The organism is Stenotrophomonas sp. Steno-C17 (assembly GCF_056393165.1).
Genome location: NZ_JBWJPD010000001.1, coordinates 274,695 through 291,339, shown reverse-complemented (window position 1 = coordinate 291,339; position 16,645 = coordinate 274,695). Strand labels below are relative to the sequence as shown.

Sequence of the window (16,645 nt, the reverse complement as noted above, 5' to 3'; positions counted from 1 at the left end):
ATGTTCCTCCTGGATCAGATCGGGTAGGCGGGCGCTTCGCCCTTGACGGTCATCCACTGCCACTGGGTGAACTCTTCCCAGTTGGCCGGGCCGCCGATGCTGGTGCCGTTGCCGGACGCACCCACGCCACCGAAGGGATTGATCACTTCGTCGTTCACCGTCTGGTCGTTGATGTGCAGCAGGCCGGTGCGCAGGCGCTCGCCCAGCTTCAGCGCGCGGCCCACGTTGCTGGACACGATGGCCATCGACAGGCCGTACTCGCTGTCGTTGGCCAGCTGCACCGCCTGGTCGTCATCGTCGAACGGCACCACCACCGCCACCGGCGCGAAGATTTCTTCATTGAACGCCGGGTTGTCGGCGGCCACGTTGCCCAGCACGGTGGGCGCGAAGAACAGATCCTGATGGCTACCGCCGGCTTCCAGCGTGGCACCGGCCTGCACCGCATCGGCCACCACGCGCGCAGCATGGTCGCGCTGGGTGGCGTTGATCAGCGGCCCGATGGCCACGTCTTCGCGTGCCGGGTCGCCCACCTTCAGCGACTTCGCCTTGGCCACCAGCTTTTCCAGGAAGGCAGCGTGGATCTTTCGGTGCACCAGCACGCGGCCGGTGGCCATGCAGATCTGCCCCTGGTGCAGGTACACGCCCCAGGCGGTGTTGGCCACGGCCAGATCCAGGTCTGCATCGTCCAGGATGATCAGCGAATTCTTGCCGCCCAGTTCCAGCGAGACCTTCTTCAGGTGCTTGCCGGCCGCTTCGCCCACCTTGCGGCCGGCCGCGGTGGACCCGGTGAACTGGATCATCGCCACGTGCGGGTCGCTGGTCAGCGCGGCACCGGCGGCACCGTCACCGGGCAGCATGTGCAGCACGCCGACCGGCAGCCCGGCCTGTTCAAACAGGCGGGCAATGACCGCGCCACCACAGACCGCGGTGCGCGGGTCGGGCTTGAGCACCACCGCATTGCCCAGTGCGATGGCCGGTGCCACCGCACGCATGGCCAGGTACAGCGGGAAGTTGAACGGCGAAATGACCCCGACCACGCCCAGCGGGCGGCGCCGCGCCAGGCTCAGGCGGCCCGGTTCGGAGGGCAGGATCTCGCCGGTGCTGCGCGAGGGCAGCGCGGCCGCTTCGTGCAGCGCCTTGATGGTCACCTTGGCCTCGAAACCGGCCTTCAGGCGGGTCGAGCCGCTCTCGCGCACCAGCCAGTCCACCAGGGTGTCGATGTTGTCTTCGGCCAATCGCGCGGCCTGGCGCAGCACCTGGGCGCGTTGTTCATAGGGCGCGGCCGCCCATTCGCGTTGGGCCTGGGCGGCAGCGGCGGCCGAGCGTGCCACCTGCGCGGCATCGGCCAGGCCTACCTGGCCCAGCGTCTGCCCGGTGGCCGGTTCAAGCACCGGCTGCTGCTGTGCGGCGGCGCGCCACTGGCCATCGAAGAAGGCACCGGACCAGAGTTCGGCCGGCAGCCACGGGGAAGATGCAGTCATGTTGTGTCCTCCAGTTACGTGGGGCCATTGCACGCCTTTCACTGGCAGGGCGGCAATCGGCCATTGGCCGTGCGCGGCCAGGTGATTGAATGCACACGGCTTTCCAGCGTCGCCGTTGTCCAGTTCGTGGACAGTGAACAGCGCGGCGGTGACCGCGCGCCTACAATGGCGGCCCCGCCAGCCGATGTGCCCGCCATGACCGATACCGCCCTGCCCACCGACGATCCGATCGCCGCCACCCGCCTGTGGCTGGAGCGCATCGTGATCGGCCTGAACCTGTGCCCGTTCGCCAAGGCGGTGTACGTGAAGGAGCAGGTGCGTTTCGTACTGAGCGACGCCACCACGCCGGAAGCGCTGGTGGAGCAGTTGGCCGAAGAGCTGGTGCTGCTGCGCGATACCCCGGCCGAACAGATCGACACCACGCTGATCGTGCATCCGCAGGTGCTGGTGGATTTCCTGGATTACAACGATTTCCTCGACAACGCCGACGCGGCGATCGAGGCGTTGGACCTGCAGGGCATCCTGCAGGTGGCCAGCTTCCACCCGGACTACCAGTTCGATGGCGTAGCCGCCGACGATGCCAGCAACTACACCAACCGGGCGCCCTTCCCCACCCTGCACCTGCTGCGCGAAGACAGCGTGGCACGCGCGGTGGATGCCTTCCCCGATCCGGACGTGATCGTGGAGCGCAACATCCAGACCCTGGACCGCATTGGCGTGGACGGCTGGTACCGCCGCCTGCGCGGGGATGACCTGTCGTGAGCGCGGCACCGCCCATTGCGGCCTGGCCCGCAGCGCCCCTGCAGGGCAAGGTGGTGCTGGTCACCGGCGGTGCCAACGGCATCGGCCGCGGCATCGCGCAGGCGGTGCTGGGCGCCGGTGGCCGCGTGCTGATCGGCGATCTGGACACAGAAGCCGGGCAGGCCTGCCTGGACGAATGGCAGCGCGGCGCTGATGCCGCATTCCAGCGCCTGGACATTGCCGACGAAGGCAGCGTGCGCGAGTTCATCGCCGCGGCGCAGCAGCGCTTCGGCCGTATCGATGGCCTGGTGAACAACGCCGGCATTGCCGGCCCGCACGGCACCACGCTGGAAAACATGGGCTGGGACGAATGGCAGCGTCGGCTGTCGTCACTGCATGGCGCGTTCCTGTGCTGCAAGCATGCGCTGCCGGCACTGACCGCCAGTGGCGCAGGCGCGGTGATCAACATCGCCTCCACCCGCGCCTGGCAGTCCGAAGCGCACAGCGAAGCCTATGCCGCCGCCAAGGGCGGGCTGGTGGCGTTCACCCATGCCTTGGCGATCAGCGCCGGGCCGGCGGTGCGGGTAAACAGCATCAGCCCGGGCTGGATCGGCACCAGCGCCTGGCAGGCGCCGTCGCGCCGCCACGCGCCGGACTACTCACCCTGCGACCACGCCCAACACCCGGTGGGACGCGTGGGCCAGCCCGAAGATATCGGCGCGCTGGCGGTGTACCTGCTGTCGTCGCTGTCCGGCTTCAGCACCGGCCAGGATTTCATCGTGGATGGCGGCATGACCCGGAAGATGATCTACGCCGGATAGAGCACCGCTGCTCGGTAGGTGCGGACCTTGGTCCGCACAAATGCCAGAACGTGCCAACCAAGGTTGGCACCTACCACCGTCTCACCGCTATCCGGTAGGTGCGGACCTTGGTCCGCACGAATGCCAGAACGTGCCAACCAAGGTTGGCACCTACCACCGCCTCACCGCTGCTCGGTAGGTGCGGACCTTGGTCCGCACGATTGCCAGAAAGTGCCAACCAAGGTTGGCACCCACCACAGCACCAACGCGGTTACGCCATGCCCGAATGCCGCAGCAGCGCATCGATCTGCGGTGCGCGGCCGCGGAAGGCCTTGAAGTTTTCCGCTGCGGCACGGCTGCCACCGCGCGACAGAATCTCATCGCGGAAACGCGCACCGGTTTCGGCCAGCGCCTGCGGCGCTTCCTCGAACGCGGCATACGCATCGGCACTCAGCACTTCGGCCCACTTGTAGCTGTAGTACCCGGCCGCATAGCCACCGGCAAAGATATGGCTGAACTGGTGCGGGAAGCGATTCCACACCGGAGGATGGTTCACCGCCACTTCCGCGCGCACGCGATCCAGCAACGCCAGCACGCTGTCCTGCGCCGGTTCGAACTGGCTGTGCAGCAGCATGTCGAACAGGCCGAATTCAAGCTGACGCACGGTGGCCATGCCGCTATGGAAGTTACGCGCGGCCAGCATGCGCTCGTACAGCGCGCGCGGCAGCGGCTCGCCACTGTCCACGTGCGCGGTCATCGCCTGCAGGTGGTCCCATTCCCAGCAGAAGTTCTCCATGAACTGGCTGGGCAGCTCCACCGCGTCCCATTCCACGCCGTTGATGCCGGCCACGCCCAGTTCGCCGATGCGGGTCAGCAGCTGGTGCAGGCCATGGCCCATTTCATGGAACAGGGTGGTCACTTCGTTGTGGCTGAAGGTGGCCGGCTTGCCGTCGGCACCGCGGCCGAAGTTGCACACCAGATAGACCAGCGGGGTCTGCACGCTGCCGTCGGCGCGTTCGCGGCGGTTACGGCAGTCGTCCATCCAGGCGCCACCGCGCTTGCCTTCGCGCGCGTACAGATCCAGGTAGAACTGGCCCACCAGTGCACCCTGCGCATCCACCAGCCGGAAGAAGCGCACGTCCTCGTGCCACACCGGTGCACTGTCGGGCTGCACGCGCAGGCCGTACAGCTGCTCGATCACCGCGAACAGGCCGGCCAGTACCTTCGGCTCGGTGAAGTACTGCTTCACCTGCTGCTCGGAATAGCTGTAGCGCGCCTGCTTCAGACGGTCGGCGGCGAACGCCAGGTCCCAGGCCTGCAGCGGTGCGATGCCCAGCTGCTCGCTGGCGAACTGTTCCAGCTCGGCGCGGTCCTGCGCAGCGAACGGCTTGGCACGCACGGCCAGGTCACGCAGGAAGCCCAGCACTTCGGCCGGGTCCTGCGCCATCTTGGTGGCCACCGAATAGTCGCCATACGAAGCGAAGCCCAGCAGCGCCGCCAGCTCGCCACGCAGCGCCAGGATGCGGTCGATGTTGCCGCTGTTGTCCAGCGCGTCCTCGCCGAATTCCGAGGCGCGCTGCGCGCTCGCACGGTACAGGATCTCGCGCAGGTCGCGGTCTTCGCCCCAGGTCTGCACCGGCAGATAGCACGGCATCTGCAGCGTCAGCTTCCAGCCCTCGCGGCCGTCCTTCTGCGCCGCCGCACGCGCGGCCGCCTTCACGTCGTCGGGCACACCGGCCAGGCGCGCTTCGTCGTCCACCACCAGCGACCAGGCGTCGGTGGCATCCAGCACGTTCTGCGAGAACTTCGCCGACAGTGCCGACAGCTCCTCCTTGATCGCCGCGAAGCGCTCTTGCGCGGCCGGTTCCAGTTCGGCACCGCCCAGGCGGAAGTCACGCAGCGTGTTGTCCAGCACCTTGCGCTGGGCCGCATCGAAGTGCGCCGCTTCGTCGCTGGCGGCCAGGGCCTGGTACTGGCGGAACAGCGCCAGGTTCTGGCCGAGCGCGCTGGCGAAGCGGGTCACCCGCGGCAGATTGCTGTTGTAGGCCTCGCGCAGCTCGGGGGTGTTCACCACGCCCTGCAGATGGCCGACCAGGCCCCAGGCGCGCCACAGGCGCTCGGTGGCGTCGTCCAGCGGGGTCACGAAGGTCTGCCAGGTGACCGGCTGCACCTGCTCGGCCGCGCTGACCGCAGCCTCGGCCTCGGCCAGCAGCACATCCAGCGCCGGCGCCACGTGCTCGGGGCGGATCGCCTCGAAACGCGGCAGGCCGGAAAAATCGAGCAGAGGGTTGGCTTCGGTCACGGCAGATCTCCAGGGGAACAGGCCCGGCACGCGGGCATCACCGTGGATATGGCGCTGGCAGCGGCAGCAGACAAGGGGGCGGCGCACCGGGCATTCACGCCGGCCTTACGGCACCGCGCCGAAGCTGGCCGCGCGGGGGAGACCGCAGCGGCATGTTCCGACGAGGCCCCACATGGAAGGTCTGGCTCCAGCCCCAACCGCAGCACCCGGCCGGTCGATGGCCCTGACGGCCAGCGCGACCGAGCTGGCCTGGATCGCCGCGTTATGCGACGCCGGCGACGATGCGCCGCGCCACCTTGCCCAACTGCAGGCCGTGCAGCAACAGGGCGGCCGATTGAGCGAGACCCAGGAGTGGTATCCGTTCGAGGTGATCGAACGCGGTGCCAGCCATCTGCATCCCGGGCACGAGCGCGAGTTCGTGATCTGCGTGCTGCTGTGGCTGCAGGCACTGGCGCAGGGCCGGGCCAGCAGTCTGGACCCGCACCTGCATCTGGATGACCGCGCGATGGATATCGAAGCCTTGCCCGATGCACTGCGCGATGCGGTGCTGGATGCGTTCCTGGCGGCGGGGTATTGAGACGCCATCGCGACCGCCGGGCATGGCCCGGCGCTACCTTGACCACCGCTTCGCTCGCCGGGCATGGCCCGGCGCTAACGTGCCACCCACCGTGGTAGCGCCGGGCCATGCCCGGCGGATGAGGTCGCTGCGTTACAGCGCTTCCAGGCTGCAGCACGCCAGCTCGGGCAGGCCCTGCCCTGCCACTGCGGCGGCCAGCTGTGCGTCGGCGCTGTCCACGTCGATGCCCTGCTTCACGTACCACTCGGGGTTGTAATAACTATGCGCATAGCGCTCGCCGGCATCGCACAGGATGCTGACGATGCTGCCGCTGCGCCCGGCCGCGCGCATCCACTGCGCGGCCTGCAGCACGCCGATGAAATTGGTGCCGGTGGAACCGCCTACGCGGCGCCCCAGCTGGCGGCCGACATGGCGCATGGCCGCCAGGCTCAGTGCGTCGGGCACCTTCACCATGGCATCCACGCTGGTGGGAATGAAGCTCGGTTCCACCCGCGGCCGGCCGATGCCTTCCACCCGCGAACCGCCGCTGCAGGTCAGCCCGCGCCAGTCCCGTTCACCGGCCACCGCCGCCTGGTAGCCGGCGTAGAACACCGACACTTCCGGGTCGGCGCACAGGATGCGCGTGTCGTGGCGGCGGTAGCTGACATAACGGCCCAGGGTGGCGGCGGTGCCGCCGGTGCCCGGGCTGCACACGATCCAGTCCGGCACCGGGCTGGGCTCTTCGGCCATCTGCTTGAAGATGGATTCGGCGATGTTGTTGTTCGCGCGCCAGTCGGTGGCGCGCTCGGCGTAGGTGAACTGGTCCATGAAGTGGCCGCCGGTTTCGCGGGCCAGGCGTTCGGATTCGCAGTTCAGGTCGCAGGCGCGCTCGACCAGGTGGCAGCGCCCGCCATGGAATTCGATGGCTGCGATCTTTTCCGGCGAGGTGCTGGCCGGGATGACCGCCACGAACGGCAGCCCCAGCAGCCGCGCGAAGTACGCTTCAGACACCGCGGTGGAGCCGCTGGACGCCTCGATCACCGGCCGCCCCTCGCGCAGCCAGCCATTGGCCAGCGCATACAGGAACAGCGAACGTGCCAGCCGGTGCTTGAGGCTGCCGGTGGGGTGGCTCGACTCGTCTTTCAGATAGACATCGATCCCGGCGAACCCGGGCAGCGCCAGCGGGATCAGATGGGTATCGGCGGACCGGTTGAAATCGGCTTCGATCTTGCGGATGGCGGCGGCCACCCATTCACGCTGCGACATGGCGGAGAGTCGTTGTCAGGACGGAACGGTGCGATCCGCCCATTGTATGCCGCAATCCTCACCGCAGGCGCCCGTTAGAATGACCTATCCGGCCGTTCCCGGCCCTGTCTGAAGGACTTCCCCCATGACCCTTCCCGCCCTGCGCGACATTCCCGGCGTGGCTGCCCAGGCCCCGGCCGAAACCCACGGCTTCGTGTTCAACCACACCATGCTGCGGGTGAAGGACATCACCGCCTCGCTGGACTTCTACACCCGCGTGCTGGGCTACCAGCTGATCGACAAGCGCGATTTCGCCGAAGCCCAGTTCAGCCTGTACTTCCTGGCCTACGTGCCGGCCGGCGTGACCGTGCCGGAAGACGATGCCACCCGCCGGGTGTGGATGGCCGGCCTGCCGGGCGTGCTGGAACTGACCCACAACCACGGCACGGAAAGCCAGGACGGCCCGGTCTACCACGACGGCAACAGCGACCCGCGCGGCTTCGGCCACCTGTGTGTGTCGGTGCCGGCCCTGGAAGCGGCCTGCCAGCGTTTCGAGGATCTGGGCGTGCCGTTCCAGAAGCGCCTGACCGACGGCCGCATGAAGAACATCGCCTTCATCAAGGACCCGGACGGCTACTGGGTCGAGATCATCGCCAATACCTGATCCAAAAGAAGGTATCGTTCCGGTAGCGCCGGGCCATGCCCGGCGGCCGCCTCCGGGCCTCACGGCACCGGAAGCAGGCCGCGCCAAGCGCTCGCCGGGCACGGCCCGGCGCTACCAACGAGCCACTTTGATGAGGTGCGTATGGAAACGATGGAGCTGCACCGCGGCCGCCTGATCGACCACCTGCAACTGGTGGTGCGCGACCTGGCCGCCAGCCGCCGCTTCTACCAGGCGGTGTTCGACACGATCGGCATTCCGGTGGCCGGCGAAGGCCCGGACTATTTCTGGGCCGACGAACTGTTCATTTCCACCGCCAGCAGCGGGGCCGCCGCCGGCCAGCTGACCGGCCGCCACCACCTGGCGTTCCAGGCCCGTGATGCGGCCACCGTCGATGCCTTCCACCGCGCCGCACTGGCCGCCGGCGGCACCGACAACGGCGCCCCTGGCGAGCGCCCCTACCACCCCGGCTACTACGGGGCGTTCGTGCTCGACCCCGATGGCAACAACATCGAAGTGGTCTACCACGGCCCTGCCCGCTACAGCGCCGACTCGGTGAAAGTCACCTTCTGAACCCAGCGACGAAGGGGATCGCGTCGCTCTACCTCAGTGGGACGGAAGCGAGCGGATCCCCGCCGTCCCTGTCTGCAAGGAGCGTGCAATGAGGATGTGGCTGTCGTGCCTGTTGCTGTGGGCCCTGCTGGGCCAGAACGCCGTTGCGCAATCGCGCTGCACCGATACGCCGCGCGGCCTGCTGACGCCCGCGCGGGTGACCTGCACGCACCAGACCGCGTGGATCGATTCGGGCGTGGTCGGCCAACGCCGGGTGACCTACCAGCTGCCACTGGGCACACCGCCCACACACGGCTGGCCGGTGGTGCTGGTCTACCAGGGCTCGTTCTTCCCGCTGCAGAATTTCGATTACCGCAGCAACCAGCCGTTTGGCGGCTATTACGAAGGCAAGCTGATCCAGACCCTGCTCGACCACGGTTACGCGGTGGTGGCACCGGCCGCGCCGGCCGATCTGTTCTGGCAGACCAACGTGCCGGGCCTGAGTGCGGCCTACGAGCTGGGCACCGATTACGATTTCCTCAGCAACGTCTTCGATGCGATTGCCGCCGGCCAGTTCGGCCCGCTCGACCCGCTGCGGCGCTATGCCACCGGCATTTCCAGCGGCGGCTACAACACCAGTCGCATGGCCGTTTCGTTCCCGGGCGAGTTCCGCGCGCTGGCCATCCAGTCCGGCTCTTACGCTACCTGCAGCGGGCCGCTGTGCGATGTGCCGGCGGTGCTGCCGTCCGACCATCCGCCCACCTTGTTCCTGCAGGGCTTCATCGACCCGGTGGTGCCGTGGTGGACCACCAACCGCTACTTCACCCGCCTGCAGGACCAGGGCCTGGAAACGGCGCTGTACACCGAACCGCTGGGCGGGCATGAATGGTTCGCCAGTTCACCGGCGCGCGTGCTGGCCTGGTTCGACGCACATCCGTAAGGCGCAGACCGCAGGTTCGGCACCCGTTGTACGTGCCAGTGTGCATACCGGTAGCGCCGGGCCATGCCCGGCGGATAGTAGTGCCAGCCCATGGCTGGCAGCCCGGAAAATCAGAACGTCTTCCGCAAGGACAACACGGTGAACGAGATGGACCTGTACGTAAGAAGCGACGTCTGGCGGCGTCTGCCAAAAGGCGCCTGCGTGCGCTACACCGTGTTGACCCACACGGCATCAGGCCTGCATGCGGTACACAGCGCGGATTTCTTCTCCGACGACGATCCCGATAGTCTCGCTCGCTTCTTTCTGCAGTACGTCCAGCTTTTTCGTGAGCAAAGCCCGCTCGAACGCTGCGATTGGTTTGACACCATCGAAGACGCGATCGCAGCGCACGATCAGGAGTTTTCTGAGGACCCTGCGGCCCCGGTCGGGTGATGTGTGCCCTCGGCACAGCCTTTGGGCTTTCGCGCTGTTGCAGCGTTTCCGTCTCAAGAAGACCTGCTGCGCGCCGGGGCCGACCCCGGCGCGCACACGGCACTCAGTGTGCCGCCATGTAGATGTCCTGCAGCACGGCCTTTTCCAGCTCCAGCTCGCCCAGCAGGTTCTTCACGATATCGCCCAGGCTGAGGATGCCGACCAGCGTGTTGCCCTCGGTCACCATCAGGTGGCGGCGGCGCGAGTACGTCATCAGCGACATGGCCTGCTTCAGCGTGGCGTCCGGCGCAATGCCTTCCAGGCCGGTGGAAGGCAGCGTGGAAATGACCCGGCGGCCGGCCTGCGGGCCGTCGTCGGCCAGCACGCGCACGATGTCTTTTTCGGAAATGATGCCCACCGGGGCACCGTCCTTGATCACGACCAACGCGGCGATACGGTTCGCGCTCATCTTGTGCGCGGCGGCACCGATCGTGTCTTCGGCGTCGATGGTGATGACAGCTTCTTTCTTCGATTGCAGGAGTTCGCGGACGTTCATTCTTGTTTCCTGGTGCAGGTCACTGAAGTCAAAAAAGTGTGCTCTTCCGAATCGCCCCCTCCCCGGGAACAGACCTTTCAGCGCACGTCTGGCGCATGCCACCTGCCGGTAAAAACAATGGGCAGTCGGCGTGCTGCAACGCGATCGAAACCGAACGCTGCAGCAGCAGCGGAGGCCCCGGTCGATTCGATTCTACGACTGCCCTGAGCGGCCACTACCGGCACCGGTGGGACAGTTCGTCGTGGAACCTGTCGACGATTCCGAGAATCGCACCCGCGCTGAAACCGGCGCTGAATACAGCCGCCCGGCAGCACTAAAGTTCGCGCCACGACGGCCGACGCATGCGCAGCCGCCCGACCCTGCAAAGTCAGGGGAACGGGCGCCAGCTGCCCAGCACCGCCTCGGTGCTGTACTGCGCCGCTTCATCGCCCGACAGGTGGTGCGACCACGGCACACGCTCCTCCGGCGAAGCGCCAGGCCCGATGCTGCCGAACTCACCGTAGTAAGTGGTACGTTCGGCATCGGGCTTGTCCCAGTTGTGCCAGCCCGCCTGCACGATGTGCGGGCCCAGGTTGGACTGCAGGAACACCGTGCGCGCGAACGGCCGCCACGGCCGGCCCAGGTAGGTGGTGCCCACCCCTTCGCCACGCAGCAGCGCACGCCGGAACACGTAGCCGAAGCGCTGCCCTTCCGGGGTGGACGCGGCAGTCACCCAGCCCAGCCGCCCCTTGGACACGATCGTGCAGTCGTCGAACAGCGCTGTGGCCGCGCCGAAGATGAAGTCCACCGTGCCTTCGATATAGCAGTCCTTGAAATGCAGCACGCTGCCTTCGTGGGTGTACAGCGTGTCCTGGTTGCCGAGCAGGCGCACGTTGCGGAAACCACCGCGTGGCGACGCCGCGTACAGCGCCAGTGCCTGGCCGACATTGCCGGCCGTGTTTTCGATGGTCAGGTCTTCGGCGATGAACTCATCGCCGTACACGTAGACCGTGGCCGAACCACTGGTGCGCTTCGCCTTGCCGGTGGCCGGGTCCACCAGGTCGGCGTAGTTGTTCCAGCTGATGATCGAGGCGCCCGCACCGGCGCCGCGCAGGGTGATCCGGCTCTTCTCCTTCGGCACTTTCACTACGCCGCGGTACAGGCCTTCGCGCAGTACGATCACCTGCCGCGTGCGGTTGCCATCGGGCACCGCATCGATGGCCGCCTGCACGCTGCGGTAGTCGCCGCTGCCATCGGCGGCCACCACCCAGTCACGGGCAGTGGCCGGCAGGCTGGCGCACCACAGCAGCATCGCCAGGGGAAGAAAACGACGGCATGGAATACGCATATTGGCTCCTGCGGGACGTGGCAACGGTCAGAACTTGTAGCGCAGGCCGACCAGGTACTCGCGCCCGGTCTGGGTGTAGGTCAGCGGCAGCTTCCAGGCCGTGGTGCCCACCCATTCGTTGCTGGTTTCGTTGGTCAGGTTGATCGCTTCCAGGCTGATTTCCAGCTGGTCATCGATCTTCCAGCTGATCGAGGCATCCACCGTGTCCACCGCGTCCATGCCGTGGAAGCTGAAGCCCTGCACGCTGGCCGGTACCTGCGTGTAGTAGCCGTCACGGTGGGTGTAGGACACGCGCGCGCCCAGCTTTTCGCCTTCGTAGAACAGCGTGCTGTTGTACGCATTCTTCGACAGCCCGGTCAGGTCGGTCTTCAGCGATGCCGCACCGGTGGAGGTGAGGTACTGGATCTGCGAATCCACCCAGGTGTAGTTCAACTGCAGGCCCAGGTTGCTCCAGCGCCCGGGCAGGAAGCTGAAGGGCTGCACGTAGTTGAACTCGGCGCCCTTCAGGTCACCGCCCGGGGTGTTCAGCGGGCGGGTGAAGGTGAAGTCCTCGTTGGGCGATACGCCGGTGCCGTCGAGCAGACTGGCCGGCAGGCCGCTGGCGGTGAACGGCATCACCGTGCTGGTGCCCTGCACGAAGCTTTCGATGTCCTTGTGGAACAGCGCCAGGCCCAGCAGGCCGCCTTCCTGGAAGTACCACTCCACGCCCAGGTCCAGCGTGCGTGCGCGGATCGGGTCCAGGTTGGGGTTGCCGCCGTTCACGTAGCGGTGGCCGCTGGACAGGCTGAGGGTGGTGCCCGGCGTAAGCGATGACAGCCCCGGCCGCGCCATCACCTTGGCCGCACCGAAGCGCAGCATCACGTCGGGGCCCAGCTCGGCCACCAGGTTCAGCGAGGGCAGCGTGTCGGTGTAGTCGCGCGAGACATGGGTCAGCACCATCGCCCCGTCCACGGTGGAATAGCCGGTGGACGACTGGGTGGTCTTCACCCGGCGCACGCCCACGTTGCCCGACACCGGCACGCTGCCGATATCGAAGCCGAACTCACCCATCAGCCATGCACCGCGGTCGCGCTCTTCCACGCTGCGCCGCGTGGCGTTGCGTTCGTACAACTGGTAGATGCCCTGCCCGCTGTAGATGCCCAGCAGCTGCGACAGCGCGGCAAGATCGGGCACCGCCCAGGCCTCGGGCGCACCGGCCACGCCGCCCAGGCGCGCGATGTCCACCATCGCTGCCGGCACGGTGTAGCTGCCATCGGCGAAGGCCGGCACCACCGTCTCGCTCTGTCGGCGGTATTCGCTGGTGTCGAACTGGTAGTCCTTGGCCAGCAGACCGCCCTTCAGGGTGAACGACGGCCCGAAGTTCCAGCTGAAATCCAGCGCGGCGGTGTCGAAGGTATTGGTGGCGTACTGCGGGCGCAGGCGCACTTCGGCCAGGGTCCAGCCCGTGGCATCGGTCGGGTCGATGCCGTAGTTGAAGGTCGGGTGGGTGACGCTGTCGCGGAAATCGTAGCTGTAGCCGGCCACGTTGGCCTTGTCCATGATCAACGTGGTCTGCACCGGGTTGGCGTGCTTGGAACTGGAATGCCCGGCCAGCAGGTTGATCTTGAACGCATCGCTGAAGCGGTGTTCGCCACTGAGCGAGACCTGCTTGAACTCGGTGCTCCACTCGTCGCGGCGCTGTTCCGAACGCACGCCGGCACCGTCGAACACGCCGTACAGCAGCGCGCCGGAGGTCGGATCGATGTAGCCATCGCGCAGCAGCATGTTCTGCTTCTGTGCCGAGTAGGCAAACGAGATCGCTTCGATGTACTTCTCGCTGCGCACGGTATCGATCTTCGAGTACAGCGCATCCAACGCGAATTCGGTGTTGTCGGTCGGCTTCCACTGCAGCGCGGCGGTCACGCCCAGGCGCTTCTGGTCGTGTTCCAGCAGGGTGTAGCGCGGGAAGTACGGGTGCCACACGCCATCGGCCAGGCCGGCGGTGAACGGCGACGCCGGATTGAAGCCGCCATTGCTGCTGGCGCTGTACCAGCGCCCGGTATTGCTGCCTTCTTCGCGCACCTGGCGCTCGGAATAGGCCACCGACAGCAGGCCACCGAAGCGGCCATCGGCCCAGGTATCGGCAATCAGCGCGGCCGCGCGCGGGCTGGCCTTGTTCGACAGATCGTTGAAGCTGCCCTGCCCGCTGGCGGCAAAGGTGAAGCCGTCGTAGTCGAACGGGCGCGCGGTGCGCAGGTCCACCGTGGCGCCCAGCGAGCCCTCTTCCACGTCAGCCGAGGCGGTCTTGCGCACGATCAGCTGCGAGAACAGGTCCGAGGCGAACACGTTGAAGTCGAAGCCGCGGCTGCGGTTGGTGCCACCGGACTGGTCCGAGCCACCGACGGTGGTCAGTGCTTCCAGGCCGTTGATGCGCACGCGGGTGAAATCCGGGCCCAGCCCACGCACGGAAATATTGCGGCCTTCGCCGGCGTCGCGGGTGATGGTGACGCCGGGAATGCGCTGCAGCGATTCGGCCAGGTTCAGGTCGGGGAAGTTGGCGATGTCCTCGGCCACGATCGCGTCGACCATGCCCTTTTCAGAGCGCTTGATGTCCAGCGCTTTTTCCACGCTGGCCCGATAGCCGGTCACGGTCACGGCATCCAGGTCGGTGGGGTTGGCGCCGCTGTCCTGCGCCGCGGCCGGGCCGGCCAGGGCCAGCAGCACGGCGCTGGCCAGCGCGCTGGCCGCGAAGGTAACCGGTGTCTTTTTGCGATTCAGCCTGTGCGTCATGAAAATCCCTTGCAATCACTGCTACTGGCGGTCGTAGGTGCGCATCAATCGATGACACCGGGGGACAGGCAACGTAACAGTGTCATCCGGCTGAAACATCGTGCGGCGCAGCACGGCGCCACAGCCAGCCAGGGGATTTCAGGCGGTATGGGTGGCCGGCGGCGCCGGCGGTGGCAGCGCGCGCGGCGGCCGGGTGGCCCACCAGCACAGCAGGGAACCGGCGGTCACGCAGGCCACCCCACGCACGAAGCCCATGCCCGGCTGCAGCGACAGCCACAGGCTGCTCCACAGCACCGACAGCACCGGCGCGAAGTAGGAAAAGATCGCCATTGAGGTGACGTTGCCGTGCTGCAGGCCGTGGTTCCAGCAGCCATAGGCGGTGGCGGTGAGCAGGCCGAACACCGCCACCTGCGCCAGCCCACCCCAGTGCAGGTGCAGCGGCGGCGCATCGCCCAGCAGGTACTTCAGCCACAGCACCACGGCGGTGGCGGCCATGAACAGCGGTACCGCATTGCGGGTGCCGCCGATGCGCTTGGTCACCAGCGAATAGGTCGCCCACATGCAGGCCGCGCCCAGTGCCAGCGCATAGGCCAACGGGTTGCTGCGCAGGTTGCCCCACAGCACCGCCGGCGACCAGGCGCCCTCGCCGGTCACCACCATCACCACGCCCAGCAGGCACAGCACCGTGGCCGGCAGCAGCAACCAGTTGCCGCGCTGCAGGCGGGTCAGCACGGTCAGCAGCACGGTCAGGCAGGGCCACAGGTAATTGATCATCACCAGTTCCAGCGCCTGCCCACGGTGGTGGGCCAGGCCGATGGACAGCGACAGCGACGCCTCGGTGCCGATGAACAGCGCGCCGCCCAGCAGCAGGTAGCGGCGCGGCAGCTGCGAAGGCCGCGGCATGCCCAGCATCAACGCGGAAAACAACGCGGCGGCAGTGAAGATCAGTGCGGCGCCACCGGTGGCACCGAAGATCTCGCTGATCGTGCGCAGCATGCCCAGCGTGGGGCTCCACAGCAGCACGGCACTGGCACCGATCAGGGTAGGAAGATGGGGGGACACAGAAGCGCGCAGCGCGCGGAAGCCGTACATGGGGGCGACGACAACAAGGGCAGTTCGGTTGAAAGGCACGCGCCCGCCTGCGCCCGGCCCCGACAACGGAACAGGCAGACAGCGGAACAGGTGAGTCCTGGGAAGTACGCTGGTCCGTAGCGACGTCCCCGGAATGCCCCGGCACTGTGCGTTGCAGGGGAATACGGCAGGAGGCGGGTTACAGCAGACGACTGGCCGAAGCGGATTGTACGCCTTCGATGTTGCGCCGCAATAGAACCCTGTTCAGGCGCTACGTGGCGCGGTCGCGGCGGAAGCGTGGCAGCCCGCGCAGGCGCTCCACCAGCCACTGTGCCGCGCCCGACAGCGGCCACTCCGCGCGGTGGATCAGCCACAGCGTATCGCGCACCGGATCGCCACATTCCACCGTGTCGATCAACGCCGGCTGCGCGAACGACTCGCGCGCGTGGCGCGGAATGACGGTGAAGCCCAGGCCGCGCGACACCGGCTCCAGGATCAGCGCGACCTGGTTGGTGAAACCGTGCACCGGCAGCGTGCCCACCCCGGGGTTGCCCGGGAAGCGCCGCGACAACAGGCGGGTGGCCATTGCCCGCCCATCGGGGTGGTCGATGAAGCCCAGCCGCTGCAGATCCTCCCAGTCTTCGGCCTGCGCACCGGCAGGCACCACCAGTTCCAGCACTTCCTCGGTGAAGGCCGAGGCGGCCACGCGCGGGTCGTCCGGCTTCAGCGTCACCAGGCCCAGTTCGTACTGTTTGTTCACCACCGCCTGCAGCGCTTCGGGGTCGGGCGCGAAACGGTGGCGGATCACCAGCCCCGGGTGATTGCGCTGGTAGTCCAGCAGGATGGGATACAGCGCCAGGCCCACGCTGCCGGGGCTGATCAGGCTGACCTCGCCCTGGTCCGAGACCGTCTGCGACAGGCTCGCCCGCAAGCGCCCCTGCGCGCGCTCCATGTCCTGGATGAAGGCCAGCAGCGCGGTGCCCGCCGGGGTCAGTTCGATCTGCCGCGGCCGGCGGATCAACAGCGGCCCCAGTTCGTCTTCCAGGTGGCGCACGTGCTGGCTCACTGCGGCCTGGGTCAGGCCGAGCTGCTGGGCCGCACGGGTGAAGCTGCCTTGGGCAACCACGGCGGCGAACGAACGGAGCCACTGCGGGTTATGCATAACCAGATTTTATCCATGGGATAAGTCGCCATTAGATCACCGATGGGCATGCGCCACCTACGCTTGTACAG

The 16,645-nt window shown here is 67.3% G+C and carries 15 protein-coding genes; 7 read left to right on the top strand and 8 right to left on the bottom strand.

What is annotated here, in order from left to right:
- Positions 1-14 precede the first annotated feature (14 nt).
- Complete coding sequence (locus tag AC06FA_RS01300) at positions 15-1,481, bottom strand: benzaldehyde dehydrogenase (RefSeq protein ID WP_478066781.1); 1,467 nt, start codon at positions 1,479-1,481, stop codon at positions 15-17.
- Between the two features lie 195 nt (positions 1,482-1,676).
- On the opposite strand from AC06FA_RS01300, the gene AC06FA_RS01295 reads away from it, so the two are divergent.
- Together AC06FA_RS01295 and AC06FA_RS01290 are read left to right on the top strand one after the other, a co-directional pair.
- Complete coding sequence (locus AC06FA_RS01295) at positions 1,677-2,243, top strand: DUF1415 domain-containing protein (RefSeq protein WP_478066780.1); 567 nt, start codon at positions 1,677-1,679, stop codon at positions 2,241-2,243.
- Positions 2,240-3,043, top strand: coding sequence for an SDR family oxidoreductase (locus AC06FA_RS01290; protein WP_478066779.1), 804 nt, complete (start codon positions 2,240-2,242; stop codon positions 3,041-3,043). Before AC06FA_RS01295 ends, AC06FA_RS01290 begins: the two co-directional genes overlap by 4 nt.
- 250 nt (positions 3,044-3,293) lie before the next feature.
- On the opposite strand, the gene AC06FA_RS01285 is transcribed toward AC06FA_RS01290, so the two are convergent.
- Positions 3,294-5,324: a M3 family metallopeptidase gene (locus AC06FA_RS01285; protein WP_478066777.1), complete on the bottom strand. Its 2,031-nt coding sequence runs from the start codon at positions 5,322-5,324 to the stop codon at positions 3,294-3,296.
- 217 nt (positions 5,325-5,541) lie between these two features.
- Here AC06FA_RS01285 and AC06FA_RS01280 point away from each other — a divergent pair, with 217 nt between their 5' ends.
- Positions 5,542-5,901, top strand: a complete 360-nt coding sequence (locus tag AC06FA_RS01280) for a hypothetical protein (protein ID WP_478066776.1) — start codon at positions 5,542-5,544, stop codon at positions 5,899-5,901.
- 132 nt (positions 5,902-6,033) lie between these two features.
- Here AC06FA_RS01280 and AC06FA_RS01275 read toward each other — a convergent pair whose 3' ends face one another.
- The gene (locus AC06FA_RS01275; protein WP_478066775.1) at positions 6,034-7,146 is read right to left on the bottom strand and encodes a PLP-dependent cysteine synthase family protein; all 1,113 of its coding nucleotides are present in this window, start codon (positions 7,144-7,146) and stop codon (positions 6,034-6,036) included.
- A gap of 124 nt (positions 7,147-7,270) precedes the next feature.
- Here AC06FA_RS01275 and gloA point away from each other — a divergent pair, with 124 nt between their 5' ends.
- The 4 genes from gloA to AC06FA_RS01255 all read left to right on the top strand — a co-directional run bounded on the left by gloA (position 7,271) and on the right by AC06FA_RS01255 (position 9,710).
- Positions 7,271-7,789, top strand: coding sequence for a lactoylglutathione lyase (gene gloA, locus AC06FA_RS01270; protein WP_478066774.1), 519 nt, complete (start codon positions 7,271-7,273; stop codon positions 7,787-7,789).
- 141 nt (positions 7,790-7,930) lie between these two features.
- A complete protein-coding gene (locus AC06FA_RS01265) occupies positions 7,931-8,359 on the top strand; it encodes a VOC family protein (RefSeq protein ID WP_108754214.1) in 429 nt (142 codons plus the stop codon).
- Between the two features lie 88 nt (positions 8,360-8,447).
- Positions 8,448-9,278 carry an extracellular medium-chain-length polyhydroxyalkanoate depolymerase gene (locus AC06FA_RS01260; RefSeq protein WP_478066772.1) on the top strand — a complete coding sequence of 277 codons (831 nt, stop codon included), beginning with the start codon at positions 8,448-8,450 and terminating at the stop codon, positions 9,276-9,278.
- A 90-nt stretch (positions 9,279-9,368) separates the two neighbouring features.
- A complete protein-coding gene (locus AC06FA_RS01255; RefSeq protein WP_478066771.1) occupies positions 9,369-9,710 on the top strand; it encodes a hypothetical protein in 342 nt (113 codons plus the stop codon).
- A gap of 103 nt (positions 9,711-9,813) precedes the next feature.
- On the opposite strand, the gene AC06FA_RS01250 is transcribed toward AC06FA_RS01255, so the two are convergent.
- From AC06FA_RS01250 to AC06FA_RS01230, 5 genes are all read right to left on the bottom strand, one after another.
- Positions 9,814-10,245 carry a CBS domain-containing protein gene (locus tag AC06FA_RS01250; protein ID WP_478066770.1) on the bottom strand — a complete coding sequence of 144 codons (432 nt, stop codon included), beginning with the start codon at positions 10,243-10,245 and terminating at the stop codon, positions 9,814-9,816.
- Between the two features lie 367 nt (positions 10,246-10,612).
- On the bottom strand, positions 10,613-11,572 hold the full coding sequence (locus AC06FA_RS01245; protein WP_478066769.1) for a pectinesterase family protein: 960 nt from the start codon (positions 11,570-11,572) through the stop codon (positions 10,613-10,615).
- Between the two features lie 27 nt (positions 11,573-11,599).
- Positions 11,600-14,341 carry a TonB-dependent receptor gene (locus AC06FA_RS01240; RefSeq protein WP_478066768.1) on the bottom strand — a complete coding sequence of 914 codons (2,742 nt, stop codon included), beginning with the start codon at positions 14,339-14,341 and terminating at the stop codon, positions 11,600-11,602.
- Positions 14,342-14,479: 138 nt separating this feature from the next.
- Entirely contained in the window at positions 14,480-15,472 is a 993-nt protein-coding gene (yddG, locus tag AC06FA_RS01235; RefSeq protein ID WP_478066767.1) for an aromatic amino acid DMT transporter YddG, read from the bottom strand.
- 211 nt (positions 15,473-15,683) lie between these two features.
- The gene (locus tag AC06FA_RS01230; protein WP_478066766.1) at positions 15,684-16,574 is read right to left on the bottom strand and encodes a LysR family transcriptional regulator; all 891 of its coding nucleotides are present in this window, start codon (positions 16,572-16,574) and stop codon (positions 15,684-15,686) included.
- Positions 16,575-16,645 lie beyond the last annotated feature (71 nt).

What these genes read in the sequence shown, in the direction of transcription:
- AC06FA_RS01265 (WP_108754214.1), top strand. Translation starts at nt 7,931, where the DNA reads ATGGAAACGATGGAGCTGCACCGCGGCCGCCTGATCGACCACCTGCAA.
- AC06FA_RS01230 (WP_478066766.1), bottom strand. Translation starts at nt 16,574, where the DNA reads ATGCATAACCCGCAGTGGCTCCGTTCGTTCGCCGCCGTGGTTGCCCAA.
- AC06FA_RS01280 (WP_478066776.1), top strand. Translation starts at nt 5,542, where the DNA reads ATGGCCCTGACGGCCAGCGCGACCGAGCTGGCCTGGATCGCCGCGTTA.
- gloA (WP_478066774.1), top strand. Translation starts at nt 7,271, where the DNA reads ATGACCCTTCCCGCCCTGCGCGACATTCCCGGCGTGGCTGCCCAGGCC.
- AC06FA_RS01240 (WP_478066768.1), bottom strand. Translation starts at nt 14,341, where the DNA reads ATGACGCACAGGCTGAATCGCAAAAAGACACCGGTTACCTTCGCGGCC.
- AC06FA_RS01300 (WP_478066781.1), bottom strand. Translation starts at nt 1,481, where the DNA reads ATGACTGCATCTTCCCCGTGGCTGCCGGCCGAACTCTGGTCCGGTGCC.
- AC06FA_RS01260 (WP_478066772.1), top strand. Translation starts at nt 8,448, where the DNA reads ATGAGGATGTGGCTGTCGTGCCTGTTGCTGTGGGCCCTGCTGGGCCAG.
- AC06FA_RS01245 (WP_478066769.1), bottom strand. Translation starts at nt 11,572, where the DNA reads ATGCGTATTCCATGCCGTCGTTTTCTTCCCCTGGCGATGCTGCTGTGG.
- AC06FA_RS01255 (WP_478066771.1), top strand. Translation starts at nt 9,369, where the DNA reads ATGGCTGGCAGCCCGGAAAATCAGAACGTCTTCCGCAAGGACAACACG.
- AC06FA_RS01275 (WP_478066775.1), bottom strand. Translation starts at nt 7,146, where the DNA reads ATGTCGCAGCGTGAATGGGTGGCCGCCGCCATCCGCAAGATCGAAGCC.
- AC06FA_RS01250 (WP_478066770.1), bottom strand. Translation starts at nt 10,245, where the DNA reads ATGAACGTCCGCGAACTCCTGCAATCGAAGAAAGAAGCTGTCATCACC.
- AC06FA_RS01295 (WP_478066780.1), top strand. Translation starts at nt 1,677, where the DNA reads ATGACCGATACCGCCCTGCCCACCGACGATCCGATCGCCGCCACCCGC.